The organism is Pseudomonas batumici, assembly GCF_000820515.1.
Taxonomy (GTDB): Bacteria; Pseudomonadota; Gammaproteobacteria; order Pseudomonadales; family Pseudomonadaceae; genus Aquipseudomonas; species Aquipseudomonas batumici.
Map to the genome: position 1 here is coordinate 227717 of NZ_JXDG01000012.1, position 14300 is coordinate 242016.

11 protein-coding genes and 1 tRNA gene are annotated in these 14300 nt (G+C 62.6%); 5 read left to right on the plus strand and 7 right to left on the minus strand.

The genetic code is table 11. The annotated features are described in order from the left end of the window. Positions 1-28: 28 nt before the first annotated feature. The 3 genes from UCMB321_RS06770 to UCMB321_RS06780 form a co-directional block, all read right to left on the minus strand. Positions 29-1309, minus strand: a complete 1281-nt coding sequence (locus tag UCMB321_RS06770) for a virulence factor family protein (RefSeq protein WP_040064819.1) — start codon at positions 1307-1309, stop codon at positions 29-31. Then, positions 1309-3951 carry a bifunctional lysylphosphatidylglycerol flippase/synthetase MprF gene (mprF, locus tag UCMB321_RS06775; protein ID WP_040064820.1) on the minus strand — a complete coding sequence of 881 codons (2643 nt, stop codon included), beginning with the start codon at positions 3949-3951 and terminating at the stop codon, positions 1309-1311. Before mprF ends, UCMB321_RS06770 begins: the two co-directional genes overlap by 1 nt. Before the next feature lie 279 nt (positions 3952-4230). Further along, positions 4231-4307, minus strand: a tRNA-Met gene (locus tag UCMB321_RS06780). 293 nt (positions 4308-4600) lie between these two features. On the opposite strand from UCMB321_RS06780, the gene dinB reads away from it, so the two are divergent. Then, positions 4601-5662, plus strand: coding sequence for a DNA polymerase IV (gene dinB / locus UCMB321_RS06785; protein ID WP_040064821.1), 1062 nt, complete (start codon positions 4601-4603; stop codon positions 5660-5662). Positions 5663-5757: 95 nt separating this feature from the next. On the opposite strand, the gene UCMB321_RS06790 is transcribed toward dinB, so the two are convergent. From UCMB321_RS06790 to UCMB321_RS06805, 4 genes are all read right to left on the minus strand, one after another. Further along, on the minus strand, positions 5758-6711 hold the full coding sequence (locus UCMB321_RS06790; RefSeq protein WP_040064822.1) for a hypothetical protein: 954 nt from the start codon (positions 6709-6711) through the stop codon (positions 5758-5760). A gap of 17 nt (positions 6712-6728) precedes the next feature. Next, complete coding sequence (locus UCMB321_RS06795) at positions 6729-8444, minus strand: proline--tRNA ligase (RefSeq protein WP_040064823.1); 1716 nt, start codon at positions 8442-8444, stop codon at positions 6729-6731. 116 nt (positions 8445-8560) lie between these two features. Then, a complete protein-coding gene (locus UCMB321_RS06800) occupies positions 8561-10105 on the minus strand; it encodes an AmpG family muropeptide MFS transporter (protein ID WP_040064824.1) in 1545 nt (514 codons plus the stop codon). A 43-nt stretch (positions 10106-10148) separates the two neighbouring features. Further along, entirely contained in the window at positions 10149-10499 is a 351-nt protein-coding gene (locus tag UCMB321_RS06805; protein ID WP_040064825.1) for an MGMT family protein, read from the minus strand. 166 nt (positions 10500-10665) lie between these two features. Between UCMB321_RS06805 and UCMB321_RS06810 the strand changes: the two genes are divergently transcribed. From UCMB321_RS06810 to groL, 4 genes are all read left to right on the plus strand, one after another. Next, positions 10666-11397 carry a HugZ family pyridoxamine 5'-phosphate oxidase gene (locus UCMB321_RS06810; RefSeq protein WP_040064826.1) on the plus strand — a complete coding sequence of 244 codons (732 nt, stop codon included), beginning with the start codon at positions 10666-10668 and terminating at the stop codon, positions 11395-11397. Positions 11398-11462: 65 nt separating this feature from the next. Beyond that, on the plus strand, positions 11463-11936 hold the full coding sequence (locus tag UCMB321_RS06815; protein WP_040064827.1) for an FxsA family protein: 474 nt from the start codon (positions 11463-11465) through the stop codon (positions 11934-11936). A gap of 252 nt (positions 11937-12188) precedes the next feature. Further along, entirely contained in the window at positions 12189-12482 is a 294-nt protein-coding gene (locus UCMB321_RS06820; RefSeq protein ID WP_040064828.1) for a co-chaperone GroES, read from the plus strand. Between the two features lie 49 nt (positions 12483-12531). Beyond that, positions 12532-14178, plus strand: coding sequence for a chaperonin GroEL (groL, locus tag UCMB321_RS06825; protein ID WP_040064829.1), 1647 nt, complete (start codon positions 12532-12534; stop codon positions 14176-14178). Positions 14179-14300: the final 122 nt, after the last annotated feature.

The window sequence follows — 14300 nt, forward strand, 5'->3', positions numbered from 1 at the left end:
GTCGACCGGCGCTCCTACAGGGCTCGCATCACTCGCTTTTACCCTGACGCTTCTGTATCGCATCCACCAGGCGCTTGGCCAGCGCCGGGTAGTTCTCGTCGAAGTGATGACCCCCTGGCAACTTGAGGCTTTCACCCACCGCGGTCGTGGTGGTGCAACCACTTTCCTTCACTTCGTCCTGCCCGTAGATGCACAACACTTTGGCCGCCGGCAGCTTGGCCATGTCCGGACCGGTATCGAGCTCCATGCCGGCCTTGCCCAGCCAGCCGTCAACATGGATCTCGAAACTGCCGCTGCGGGCGAACGCCAGCAGGATGATCGCGTCGACCCGCTGCTGTTCGGCTGCCGGCATGCGGTTGTAGATCGCCGGTAGTACGTCGGCACCGAAGGAGTAGCCGGTCAGGACGAAACGCTTGGTGCCCCACTTCTGCCGGTAGTGCTGCATCAGTTCGGTCAGGTCGGTGGCACTCTGCTCCGGGCTCTTGTGCTGCCAGTAGTAACGCAGGGTGTCGATGCCCACCACCGGGTAGCCGATCTTCGCCATTTCCCCCGCCACGTCGCGGTCCAGGTCGCGCCAGCCGCCGTCGCCGGAGAGGAACAGGGTGACGGTGTCGGTGGTCTGGCCCGCCGGGACTTCCACCACGGGAATGGCCAGGCCGCCATTGTCCGAACCCACCAGCATCTTGCGCAGTTCGTTGTTCAGCACCTGGGGCAGGTGCACGTCATAGTCGCTGATGCTGGTTTCGGCGTTGGGCTGGTCGCGCACGAACGCCGCGCTCGGATCATCCGGGCCGTCGTTCCAGGCCACCAGCCAGTGGCCGTGGGCGGCGGTCTTGGGTACCGGGGTGGTGCAACCCTCTTGCTCGAGCACGAAGCCCACCGAGATGGCCTGGGCCTTGTCGTCGGTCTGGGCCGCCAGCCAGTTCCAGGCCAGGGACGCGCCCGGGCCGATGCCGCTGACCAGGGTCGCCTGACCCTTAAGCTGTTGCAGGGCGCTGTCCAGGGCTTTCTGCTGCAGCACGCAGTTATCCTTGGGCAGGATCACCTGGACGATCTGCGCCGCGCCGCCACGGCTCAGGGCGGACAATTGCTTGTCGCTCAGGGCGTCTTCGGCGAGGGTCGCCACCACCACCTGGGCCTTGGGCGTGGTGCCCGGGATCAGGCGGGTCAGGGTGGAACCGTCGGCCTGGCTCAGGTGTTCAAGGGTGGGTTCCGGCGCGGGGCGGTTCCAGAACCAGTAGCCGCCTCCCGCGAGCGCAGCCAGGAGCAGCACGATTACCAGTAAAAATCGCCAGGAGCGTCGAATCATCAGCGTTTCACCAATCCAGTCAGGCCGCCCGCAATCAGGGCGGCGGTATCGGCCAGTGCGACCAGCGGATCGAGTCCTGCCGGCACGGCCATGTAACGGGGTTCCCAGTCAGGCTGGAACTTGTCCTTGAAGCGACGCAGGCCCTGGAAGTTGTAGAGCTGCTCGCCACGCTGGAACACCATCGAGCCCAGGCGCTGGGTCAAGGGAGCGCCACGCCGCGGTTGCAGGCCCGACAGCGGCACCATGCCCAGGCTGAAGCGCGCGTATCCGTGAGCCTTATAATGCTGAATCAGGCCGACCATCAAGAACTCCATGGTCAGCTTGGGGGCTTCGGGGTGCGCGCGCATCAGGTCGAGACTGGCCAGTTCATGGCTGTGGGTCTCGAGCAGGTTGGCGAACGCCACCGGGCGGCCCTCGAAGTGGATGATCGCGATGCGGAAGTGGTTGATGTACTCGGGGCTGAAGCGGCCCAGGGAGAAACCTTTCTCGCGCACGTTCTTGCCAGTGAGCCAGGCGTCGGAGATGACCTTGAGTTCATCCAGCGGGGCCTGCCCCGGTTCGTAGATCTCCAGCGACAGGCCGTCGCGGCTGCCTCGGTTCCAGGTGTAGCGCAGGTCCTTCATCTCCTTGCCCTTGGACTCCAGGTCAAAGCGATGCAGGTCGACCCGGGCTTCTTCGCCGAGCTTGATGGCGGTCAGGCCGATGTCCATGTAGTACGGCAGGTTCTCGGCACGTACCTGATAGAACACCGGGCGGGCATGATGGGTGTCGCACAGGTCGCGGAACTGCCAGATCAGCTCGGCGCGCTGGCGGGCCGGCCCGATCGGATCGTAGAGCGCCACCAGGCTGCGGCCGCGACGGGCGTACATCAGGAAGGCGCTGTCGCTGGGGTGGAACAGGAAGGCTTTGTCACCGGTCAGGGCCAGGCCGCCGTCAGGCTGGTCCGAGGCCATCAGGACCTTGAGCGCACGCTCCATTTCCTCGGGCGTGGGCTGGTGAATCACCGGGCGTGCCGTACGCAGCAGCCAGGTCAGCGAAACGACGACCAGCACCACGGCTGCCCCCAGCAGCGAGCGCAGGCCACGGGGTGCATCGCCATCCAGCGCAAACTGCCACCAGAGCTCGTGGCTGTAGGGCACATCCTGGTAAGCGAACAGCAGCAACCAGACCGAGGCCCCGAGCACGCAGAGGCTGGCCACCAGGTAGAGCGGCGAGAACGGCAGTTCGGTGAGGCGGCTGGGGCGATAGAAGGAGCGCCGGAAAATCCCCAGCAGGCAGGCGGTGGCCGTCAGCATGCTGGCTTCTTCCCAGTCGAAGCCCTTGAGCAGGGAGAGCAGGGCGCCCACCAGCAGCAAGGTCATGGTCAGCATCCAGGCGGCGGATAGGCGGCGACGCAGGCCCTGGGCCAGCAGCAGGCACAACACGCCCACCAGGCTGGCGCCGAAGTGCGAGGCGTCGATCAGGCGATCCGGTACCAGGAAGTCGATGCCTTCCAAGCGGGTGTCGATTTCCGGGGTCGCGCCGGAGAACAGCAGGACCACGCCGGACAGGAACACCAGCACCGCCAGGATCGGCGCCGCGAAGCCCGAGGCGACGCGCATGCTTTGCCGGGTGGTTATCAGGCGCTGGGCTTCCGTGCTCAGCAGGGCCAGGCAGGCCAGCAGCAACGGCAACAGCACATAGATCAGGCGATAGAGCAGCAGTGCGGCGGCCAGCGGTGCCGCGCCCAGTTCATTGGCGAAGGCCGCCAGCAGAATGGCTTCGAATACGCCGACACCGCCAGGTACATGGCTCAGCACGCCGGCGGCCAGGGCCAGCAGGTACACCAGCAGGAACGCGCCGAACGGCGGTGCCTCGGGCAGCAGCAGATAGAGCACGGTCGCGGCGGCCGCCACGTCCAGGGCGGTAATCACCAGTTGCAGCAGGGTCAGGCGGGCGCTGGGCAGGCGCAGGGTGCGACGCCCGACCTTGACCAGCAGGTTGTCCTTGATCGGCTGCTCCGGCAGGTGACGGCGGTAGATGCCGAGCGCCAGCAGGGCCATCAGGGCCAGCACGGCCATGGCAATGCCGCCCAGGAGGTAGGCGGGCAGGTGCAGGGCTGCGGACGCCGCGGGCAGGTTGCTCAGGGTTGCCAGGGCAGCCAGCGGTGGCAGGGCGCAACCCAGCGACAGGCTGGCGAACAGGGTCATCCGCGCGACTTCTGCGGCCCCCAGGCCATGGCGGGCATAGAGTCGGTAGCGCACCGAACCGCCGGACAGCAGCGACAGGCCGATGGCGTTGCCGATGGCAAAGGCGGTGAAGCCGCCGAGTGCCAGGGTGCGCCCCGGCAGCTTCACATCGGCGTAGCGGCTGGCGGACCATTCATAGCCCAGCAGGACAACGAAGCCGATGGCGGTTGCCGCCAACGCACCGCCCAGGGCTGGCTTGGGCACGCTGAGAATCGAATCGTGCAGGGCGTCCAGGTCGAGTTCGATCAACAGGTGGCGACAGGCAATCAAGGCGATGGCGAACAGAAACAGGGTGACGGCCAGGCCGACGGATTGCCGGTACTTGCTCAGCAGATCCAGCCAACGCAGACGGGTGGCGGTGATCGGGTGTGTCGCTGTGACAGCATCGTGTGGTTCGGACGAGTTGGCGCGCATCAATCACCTCGAGGATTGTGCGCGACAGGATGGGGGTATCCAGCCAAGTTACCAATCCCTATGGACAAAATAAGTGCAAATATTAACGTGTCTGGCCGTTGTACGGCGACCCACGCCCCGGGGCAGTTTGTAGAGGATTTGTTGCGAACTCAGCTTAGCCTGTGCAGCCATTGACTCCGGTATTCGTCGAGGGTTCGATCGGCCCTGCGGTGTTTTGCATGAAAGTTTTTTCGGCGGATACAAAAAAGGCCACTCTTTCGAGCAGCCTTTTCTGATGTTTGGTTGCGGGAGCCGGATTTGAACCGACGACCTTCGGGTTATGAGCCCGACGAGCTACCAGGCTGCTCCATCCCGCGTCTGATAGGGCTTATGTTACAGGGAAACGCCGCGCTGTCAAACCTTATTTGAGAAAACCCCTTTATTGTTCAAATGCTTAGCGCTCAAGGCGAGCGCTGCAGCAAGGCTCTGGGCTATGCCGGGCAAGGCTTTCAGCTCTATTGGCGAATGTTTTTCGATTGAGAAATTAAATTCAGAAGTGCTATTTCCTACAGGTTAGGAAGAAGATTCAAACTACTGGTGCTATATACAGGTGTCGGTGAGATACTGCTGGCTTGTACCGTTTCCGCTCCCTGAATGAACGCCTGATTTCATGACGCAACGCAAAATCATCCACGTCGACTGTGATTGCTTCTACGCCGCCATCGAGATGCGTGATAACCCGAGCCTGGTCGGCAAACCCATGGCGGTGGGCGGTTCGGCGGATCGGCGTGGGGTGATCGCGACCTGCAATTACGAAGCGCGGGCCTTTGGGGTGCGTTCGGCGATGTCGTCACGCCATGCCTTGAGCCTGTGTCCGGACCTACTCATCGTCAAGCCGCGGATGGAGGCCTATAAGGAGGCATCGAAGGATATTCAGGCGATCTTTCGCGACTACACCGACCTGATCGAGCCCTTGTCCCTGGACGAGGCCTACCTGGATGTATCCGACAGTCCGCACTTTGCCGGCAGCGCGACGCGTATCGCCCAGGACATCCGGCGCCGGGTGTCGAAACAGTTGCATATCACCGTCTCCGCCGGGGTGGCTCCCAACAAGTTCCTGGCCAAGATCGCCAGTGACTGGAAAAAGCCCAATGGCCTGTTTGTGATCACGCCGGACCAGGTGGAGGATTTCGTCGCCGGCTTGCCGGTCAGCAAGTTGCATGGGGTCGGCAAGGTCACGGCGGAGAAGCTCGGGCGGTTGGGGATCGTCGATTGCCTGCAACTGCGCGAGTGGAGCAAGTTGGCGCTGGTCCGCGAGTTCGGCAGTTTTGGCGAGCGCCTGTGGGGGCTGGCCCGGGGCATCGATGAACGGCTGGTACATAACGACAGTCGGCGGCAGTCGGTGAGTGTCGAACATACCTACGATGCCGACCTGCCGGACCTTGCCAGTTGCCTGGAAAAACTACCCGAGCTGATGGACAGCCTCGCCGAGCGCATTGCCCGACTCGACAGCAGCTATCGACCCGGCAAGCCGTTCGTCAAAGTGAAGTTCCACGACTTTACCCAGACGACTCTGGAGCAGGCCGGGGCCGGGCGGGATCTGGAGAGTTATCGGCAGTTGCTGAGCCAGGCCTTTGCCCGAGGGGAAAGGCCGGTGCGCTTGCTGGGGATCGGTGTGCGTTTGCAGGATTTGCGCGGTGGGCACGAACAACTGGAGTTGTTCAGCCGCTGAGGCGTTCAGCCTGGCGTTCGCTTTCTTGAATACGCCGCGAACCCTGTAGGAGCGTCGACCGGCGCTCCTACAGGTTCTGCGTTTCACCCGGGAACTCAATTGGCGCCAGGATCTGCCACCAGTCGTCCGGCTTTTCTGGTCAGGGTCTTGAGAAACTCACGTTGCAACTCGGGATCGTTGCGGGTCAGTTCGATCAGGCTCTGTTCCAGTTCGCTGGCTTCTTCCTCCAGCCCCAGCTGTGACAGGCGTTTGACCCGATGCACCCATTGGTTGACGTCGTCGCCCTCCAGGTCGTTGTAGATCAGGTCGTGGGCCTCCAGCAGCTTGCCGCGCAGCGTGCTGCTGAGGGTCAGGCTCGAATCCGAATGGACTTCGCCCTGGGCATCTTCCACGCGGATCTCCAGCTTGCCGATGCGACTCAGATCCTGCTCGGCAAAGGGGCTGTCCAGCAGGTTGAGGCGCAACACACCCTGGCGGTCGGTGGTCAGTTCCGAGCTCTGCTTGCCGGTGAGAACCTCCACCGGCCGTTCAGACCACGGCAGGCTTGAGTATTCCATGCGCTTGTCGCGCTGGACTTCCTCGACCGCGGTCAGGTTCTGCTGGGCACGACCGCCGGACTCGACGTTCATGAACGGGTTGACGCCGTCGAGTCCGTCCTTGATCCAGCCATGGGTGATGCTGTCCGGCAGGTGGCCAAGGGCAAAGATATTCGCCACGTTGGCACCGACACCGGCGAGCAGTGCCATGGCACCCAGCGGCATTTCATAGACCTTGCGCCAGCCCTGGTAAGGCGTATAGCGCTCATAGAGACGGGTAACGTCGAACTCGGTGACTTCGAACGTCTTCTGCTCGTGAATGCGCACGCGACGTTGCGGCAGCTCAAGGACCTTGGGCTCGCCGACATCGATCTGCAGGCTGTGGGCGAGCAGTTTGCGCTCCACGCGCTCCTCATGCTCGCTGCGTTGTGACATCTGGTTGGCGCAGCCGCTGACCAGCAGGGCGCCGCACAAGGCGGCGCCCCCGAGGGCTAAGGTACTTCGATTGAACATGGGCTCTCTATCTGGGCTCAGCGACGGATACGGGCCTGAAGGAACGCCAGCACCTCGGCGACCGGCAGGGCTTGCGCCTCGGCCTCGGTGCGGCTCTTGTATTCCAGGTTGCCTTCGGCCAGGCCGCGGTCGCTGACCACGATCCGATGGGGGATGCCGATCAGCTCCATGTCCGCGAACTTGATGCCCGGGCTGGTTTTCTTGTCGCGGTCGTCCAGCAGCACTTCGAAGCCGGCGGCCGTCAGTTCGGCGTAGAGCTTGTCGGTGGCTTCGCGAACCAGTTCGGTTTCATAGCGCAGCGGTACCAGGGCGATCTGGAACGGTGCCAGGGAGTCGCTCCAGATGATCCCGTTGTCGTCGTTGTTCTGCTCGATGGCGGCGGCGACCACACGGGAAACGCCGATACCGTAGCAGCCCATGGTCAGGGTCACCGGCTTGCCGTTTTCGCCCAGCACCTGGCACTTCATCGCTTCGCTGTACTTGGTGCCCAGCTGGAAGATGTGGCCGACTTCGATGCCGCGCTTGATTTCCAGGGTGCCCTTGCCGTCCGGGCTCGGATCGCCGGCCACGACGTTGCGCAGGTCAGCCACGGTCGGGACCGGCAGGTCGCGTTCCCAGTTGACGCCGAAGTAGTGCTTGTCGTCGATATTGGCGCCGATACTGAAGTCGCTCATCAGCTCGACCGAACGGTCGATGATGATCGGCAGCGGCAGGTTCAACGGGCCGAGGGAACCGGCGCCGGCGCCGATGGCGTCACGCAGTTCGGCGTCGGAAGCCATGACCAGTGGGCTGGCAACGCCGGGCTGGTTGGCGGCCTTGATTTCGTTGAGGTCGTGATCGCCACGGATGATCAGGGCAATCAGCTTGCCTGCTTCTTCGGCGTGGACGATCAGGGTCTTGACGGTCTTTTCGATCGGCAGGTTGTAGCCTTCGACCAGCTGCGCAATGGTTTTCGCGTCAGGGGTGTCGACCAGGCGCAGCGCTTCGCTCGGCGCGGGGCGCGAGGTTTCCCGTGGCACGGCTTCGGCTTTCTCGATGTTCGCCGCATAGTCGGAGCCGTTGCTGAAGACGATATCGTCTTCGCCGGACTCGGCCAGCACGTGGAATTCATGGGAGCCGGCGCCGCCGATGGAGCCGTTGTCCGCTTCCACCGGACGGAACCTCAGGCCCAGGCGGGTAAAGATGTTGCAGTACGCCTGGTGCATGCGGTCGTAGGTGATCTGCAGCGAGGCCTGGTCGGCGTGGAAGGAGTAGGCGTCCTTCATGATGAACTCGCGACCGCGCATCAGGCCGAAGCGTGGACGGATTTCGTCACGGAACTTGGTCTGGATCTGGTACAGGTTGATCGGCAGCTGCTTGTAGCTGCTCAGCTCGTTGCGGCACAGATCGGTGATCACTTCTTCGTGGGTCGGGCCTGCGCAGAAGTCGCGGTCGTGGCGATCTTTCAGGCGCAGCAGCTCGGGGCCGTACTGTTCCCAGCGACCGGATTCCTGCCACAGTTCAGCCGGCTGGATACCGGGCATCAGTACTTCCAGGGCGCCGGCCGCGTCCATTTCCTCGCGAACGATGGCTTCGACCTTGCGCATCACGCGCAGGCCCATGGGCAGCCAGGTGTACAGGCCGGAAGCGAGTTTGCGGATCATCCCGGCGCGCAGCATCAGCTGGTGGCTGATCACGACCGCGTCGGAAGGCGTTTCTTTCTGTGTGGCGAGCAAATATTGACTGGTGCGCATGGTTGGCCGTTGTCGCTTGCTGATGACTGAAATGACTGGGCATTGTACGGGGGGGATCCGGCGACGTACAGGCGTGTCGCCGCGCCGCCCGGGGGAAGGGCGGCGGCGTCCTTTGTCTACGGGCTTTCTTCGCCGACAGCCTCGGGTTCCGAGCCTTCGCCACGACTGGATTGAAACCAGTGCAGGGCAATCAGGATCAAGGTCGGTATGCCTATCAGAGTAGTGATGATGAAGAACGTGTGGTAGCCGAACTTTTCCACCATCACGCCGGAATAACCGCCGATCAGGCGCGGCAACAGCAGCATGATCGAGCTGAGCAGGGCGTACTGGGTGGCGGAGAACTTCAGGTTGGTCAGGCTCGACAGGTAGGCGACGAAGGCCGAGGTCGCCATGCCGGAACTGAAGTTGTCCAGGGAGATGGTGACGATCAGCATCTTGAGGTTCGGGCCCATGTCAGCCAGCAGCATGAACATCAGGTTGGTCGCCGACGAGGCCGCGCCGCCGATGAACAGGATTGGCAGGATGCCGAAGCGCACGATCAGCAGGCCGCCCACGCCGGCCCCCAGCAGGGTCATGATCAGGCCGAAGATCTTGCTGACCCCGGCGATCTGGTCCTTGGTGAAGCCCTGGTCGATATAGAAGACGTTGGCCATTACCCCCATGACCGTGTCCGACATCCGGTAGGTGGCGATCAACCCCAGCAACAGCAGGGCCTGCCAGCGATAGCGGACGATGAAGTCGTTGACCGGCGTCAGCACCGGTGCCAGGCCGCGGCGGCCCATGCTCGACAGGCAGAGGGTGGTGAGCAGGGTGTAGAGGATGGCGCGCAGGAAGGCACGGTCTTTCAGCAGCAGGTCGAGCATGCTGCGGCCTTGGAACAGCACGCTGGCGAAATCGGTGTTGTAGAGCTGGGTGAACATCGCCGGGACCGAGACCAGCAGGATGATCAGCACGAAGACCGAGGCCAGTTGGTGCACGAAGCTGTAGCGTCCGGCGGAGAGCTGGGTGCGCAGCGGCACCGGCGGTTCGCGCATGAAGAAGGTGGTGAGCAGCGCTGGGATCATCAGCAGGCCGAACAGCACATAAGTGCCGGTCCAGGCCGAATGCTTGTAGCTGAAACCGGTGGAGCCGAAGCCTTCGGCGATAAACAGCGCACCGGCGGTGGCCAGCAGGGCGGCGACCCGATAACCCGACATATAGCTGGCGGCCAGGGCGGCCTGCTGGCTCTCGTTGGCGATTTCCAGGCGATAGGCGTCCACCGCGATGTCCTGGGTGGCGGAGGCGAAGGCCACGAGGACAGCGATGGCGATCAGCCAGGACAGATGCTTCTGTGGATCGCAGAAGCCCATGCCGATCAATCCGAGGACGATCAGGGTCTGCGCCAGCACCAACCAGGAACGACGCCGTCCCAGTTTGCCGAGCAGCGGCAGGCGCCACTGGTCGAGCAGGGGCGACCAGACCCATTTGAAGGCATAGGCCAGGCCGATCAGGCTGGCATAACCGATGGTTTCGCGGGCTACGCCGGCTTCACGCAGCCAGACGGAAAGCGTGGAAAACACCAACATATAAGGCAGACCGGCGGCGAAACCGAGCAGCAACAGTACGAGTGTCGAGGGGCTGGCATAAGCGGCGAGCGCGGCGCGCCAGGTTTTACGGGGCATGGGCTGGAATCTGCCTCAGGTTAACGGAAACAAAGCGCGCACTCTAACCGCTGTGCTCTATCGGGCGCCAGCCATGGCGCTTGATATCGACGCGATTGTTCAGAATGCTCAGGCCCTCAGTCCGCAGCCGGGCGCGTTGTTCGTCACCGGAAGGGCTGCCGGCGGGCAAACTGATCCGACCGCCGGCACCCAATACCCGGTGCCAGGGCAGGCGTGTGTCGGCGGGCAACTGGCTCAGGGTTCGCCCCACCCAGCGTGCGGCGCGCCCCAAGCCGGCCAGTTCGGCAAGCTGGCCATAAGTCACCACCTGGCCTTCGGGAACTTGCGCCAGGGTCAGGTACAGGGCGGTGCGGCGCATCTGCGCGGGGCTCTCGGCGGTACTGTCTTCAGTCATCGGAGGCAATCCTGAGGTCTTTGCCCATTTTATCCGGAATCCTCCTGTGCCTTGTCGTTTTCCGCGCCTCGACGCCCAGGTTGGGCTGCGTTACGATTTTCATTCGCAAGCCTCAAGGCCTGTCGACGGTTTCTGTACGAACGGTTTCTGCACAAGGAGTCAAAAGGTGAGCGTTGAAGTGACCAAGAATGCCCGCGAGCTGCTGCTCAAGGAGTACCGGGGGGTGTTGTCCACGCACTCCAAGGCCATGCCCGGTTTCCCGTTTGGCTCCGTGGTGCCTTATTGCCTTGACGACCAGGGACGGGCGCTGATCCTGATCAGCCGGATCGCCCAGCACACCCACAACCTGCAGAAGGATCCCAGATGTTCCCTGCTGGTGGGCGAGCGCGAAGCCGAGGACGTCCAGGCGGTCGGTCGACTGACCTACCTGGCCGAGGCCGAAAAGCTCAGCGATCCCCTGGCGATCGAGGCGGCGGCCGAGCGCTACTACCGCTACTTCCCCGACTCGCGCAATTACCACCAGGCCCATGACTTCGACTTCTGGGTGCTCAAGCCGGTGCGCCACCGCTACATCGGCGGTTTCGGCGCGATCCACTGGCTGGATCAGGTCACCCTGGCCAATCCCTTCGCGGGCAAGGCCGAGGCGAGCATGGTCGAGCACATGAACAGCGACCATGCCAAGGCCATCGCCCACTACGTCGCGCTGTCCGGCCTGCCGGATGCGGTGCCGGCGCAACTGGCGGGTATCGACACCGAGGGCATGCACTTGCGCATCGGCCAGGCGCTGTACTGGTTGCCCTTTGAAACGCCTTGCAACACGCCGATACAAGTTCGCGAGGCCTTGGTTTCCCTGGCTCACGCGCAGCATTGGCCAAAAAAGCCGGCGGCTTCAGCTTGAATTCACGGATTGTCGACGTCATCTAAGGTGAAGTGGAAGGCATTCTTCCGTAGAGGAACCATTTGATGCGCGCTTTTCTATTGCTCTTTCTGCTGTTTCCGGTGCTAGAGCTGTATGTGTTTTTCCAGGTCAGCACCGCGATCGGGTTTTTCCCGGCCCTGGCGCTGATCATTCTCGGTTCGATGCTGGGTGTGCTGGTCCTGCGGGTCGCGGGTATCGCCACGGCATTGCGGGCCCGGGAAAGCCTGAGCCGTGGCGAGTTGCCGGCCCAGACCATGCTCGAAGGCCTGATGCTGGCGCTGGGCGGCGGCCTGATGCTGCTGCCGGGATTTATCAGCGACATCATCGGCCTGGTCCTGCTGCTGCCCATGACCCGCCGCCTGCTGGCCGACCGCATGCGTCGACGCGCCGAAGAACAGGCCATCCGTCAGCGGGCCTTCGCCGACGACCTGCAGGCTCGTGGTCCGTCAGGTCCGGTGCCGGCCAATCACCGGCAACCCCAGGTGATCGAAGGCGAGTTCGAACACCGCGACTCCTGATAGTCACTGCATCGACACGGCACCTTCGGGTGCCGTGTTCGCTTTCGGCCAGCGCCAGGTAAAAAAAACGTCACCCTGCCCTTGAAATCACCTTTGGTGACCTTATGTAACGGTCACCGCAAGGTTTTGGCGACAATCGCCAGGCAGTCTTTCCGCGGTTCGCTTGGCGAGCCGCAACCGGCAACGCCGGATTTGCTAAACAGGTCGGTATCGATATCGACCCTTGAAAACCATAATTAGGAGAGATCGACAATGAAACTTCGTCCTCTGCATGACCGCGTCGTCATCCGTCGCAGCGAAGAAGAGAAGAAAACCGCAGGCGGCATCGTGCTGCCAGGTTCGGCTGCCGAGAAAGCCAACCACGGTGAAGTTCTCGCTGTAGGTACCGGCCGCGTGCTGGAAAACGGTGAAGTCCGTGCGCTGGCCGTGAAAGTGGGTGACAAGGTTGTGTTCGGCCCTTACTCCGGCAGCAACACTGTGAAAGTAGACGGCGAAGACCTGCTGGTAATGGCTGAGAACGAGATTCTCGCCGTTATCGAAGGCTGATTCCCGCTCATTTTTCCCGCTACGACAAAGTATTCAAGGAATTACGATCATGGCTGCTAAAGAAGTTCTGTTTGGCGACTCCGCCCGCAAGAAAATGCTCAAAGGCGTCAACGTCCTGGCTGACGCGGTAAAAGCGACCCTGGGCCCGAAAGGCCGTAACGTGATCATCGAGAAGAGCTTCGGCGCTCCGACCATCACCAAGGACGGCGTTTCCGTTGCCAAGGAAATCGAGCTGGAAGACCGTTTCGAAAACATGGGCGCGCAGCTGGTCAAGGACGTTGCTTCCCGTGCCAACGATGACGCCGGCGACGGTACCACCACCGCCACCGTACTGGCCCAGTCGATCGTCAACGAAGGCCTGAAGGCTGTCGCTGCCGGCATGAACCCGATGGACCTGAAGCGTGGCATCGACAAGGCGACCATCGCCATCGTCAAAGAGCTCAAGGCCCTGTCCAAGCCTTGCGCTGACACCAAGGCCATCGCTCAGGTAGGTACCATCTCCGCCAACTCCGACAGCTCCATCGGCGACATCATTGCCGAGGCCATGGAAAAAGTCGGTAAAGAAGGCGTGATCACCGTTGAAGAAGGCTCGGGCCTGGAAAACGAACTGTCGGTCGTTGAAGGCATGCAGTTCGACCGTGGCTACCTGTCCCCATACTTCGTCAACAAGCCGGACACCATGGTCGCCGAACTGGATGGCCCGCTGATCCTGCTGGTGGACAAGAAGATCTCCAACATCCGCGAAATGCTGCCAGTCCTGGAAGCCGTTGCCAAAGCCGGCCGTCCACTGCTGATCGTGGCTGAAGACGTTGAAGGCGAAGCCCTGGCGACCCTGGTCGTGAACAACATGCGCGGTATCGTCAAGGTCGCTGCCGTCAAGGCACCGGGCTTCGGCGATCGTCGCAAGGCCATGCTGCAGGACATCGCTGTCCTGACCGGCGGTACCGTGATCTCCGAAGAGATCGGCCTGAGCCTGGAAAGCACCACCCTGGAGCACCTGGGCAGCGCCAAGCGCGTGACCCTGTCCAAGGAAAACACCATCATCGTCGACGGTGCTGGCGTACAAGGCGATATCGAAGCGCGTATCGCCCAGATCCGTGCCCAGGTTGCCGAGACTTCTTCCGACTACGACCGTGAAAAACTGCAAGAGCGCCTGGCCAAGCTGTCCGGCGGCGTTGCTGTGATCAAGGTCGGTGCCGGTTCCGAAGTTGAAATGAAAGAGAAGAAAGCCCGCGTTGAAGACGCCCTGCACGCTACCCGCGCAGCCGTTGAAGAAGGCGTGGTCCCTGGCGGTGGCGTGGCACTGATCCGTGCCCTGCAAGCCATCAGCGAACTGAAAGGCGACAACGCCGATCAGGACGTCGGTATCGCTGTTCTGCGTCGTGCTGTTGAAGCACCGCTGCGCCAGATCTCCGCCAACAGCGGTGACGAGCCAAGCGTCGTGGTCAACGAAGTCAAGAACGGCAAGGGTAACTTCGGTTACAACGCTGCTTCTGGCGAATACGGCGACATGATCGAAATGGGCATCCTGGACCCAACCAAGGTGACTCGTTCGGCACTGCAGGCAGCTTCCTCCATCGGCGGTCTGATCCTGACCACCGAAGCGGCAGTGGCCGAAGCACCGAAGAAAGACGCTCCAGCTGGCGGCGGTATGCCAGACATGGGCGGCATGGGCGGTATGGGCGGCATGATGTAAGTCGGCCCCACCCGCTATGAAGAAACCCCGCCTCGTGCGGGGTTTCTTTTTTTCGGCAAGTCACAGGCGGCTGCTTTCATCGCGCAGCTTGTAGCTGCCACAGGCTTGCCCTTAAGCTGCGC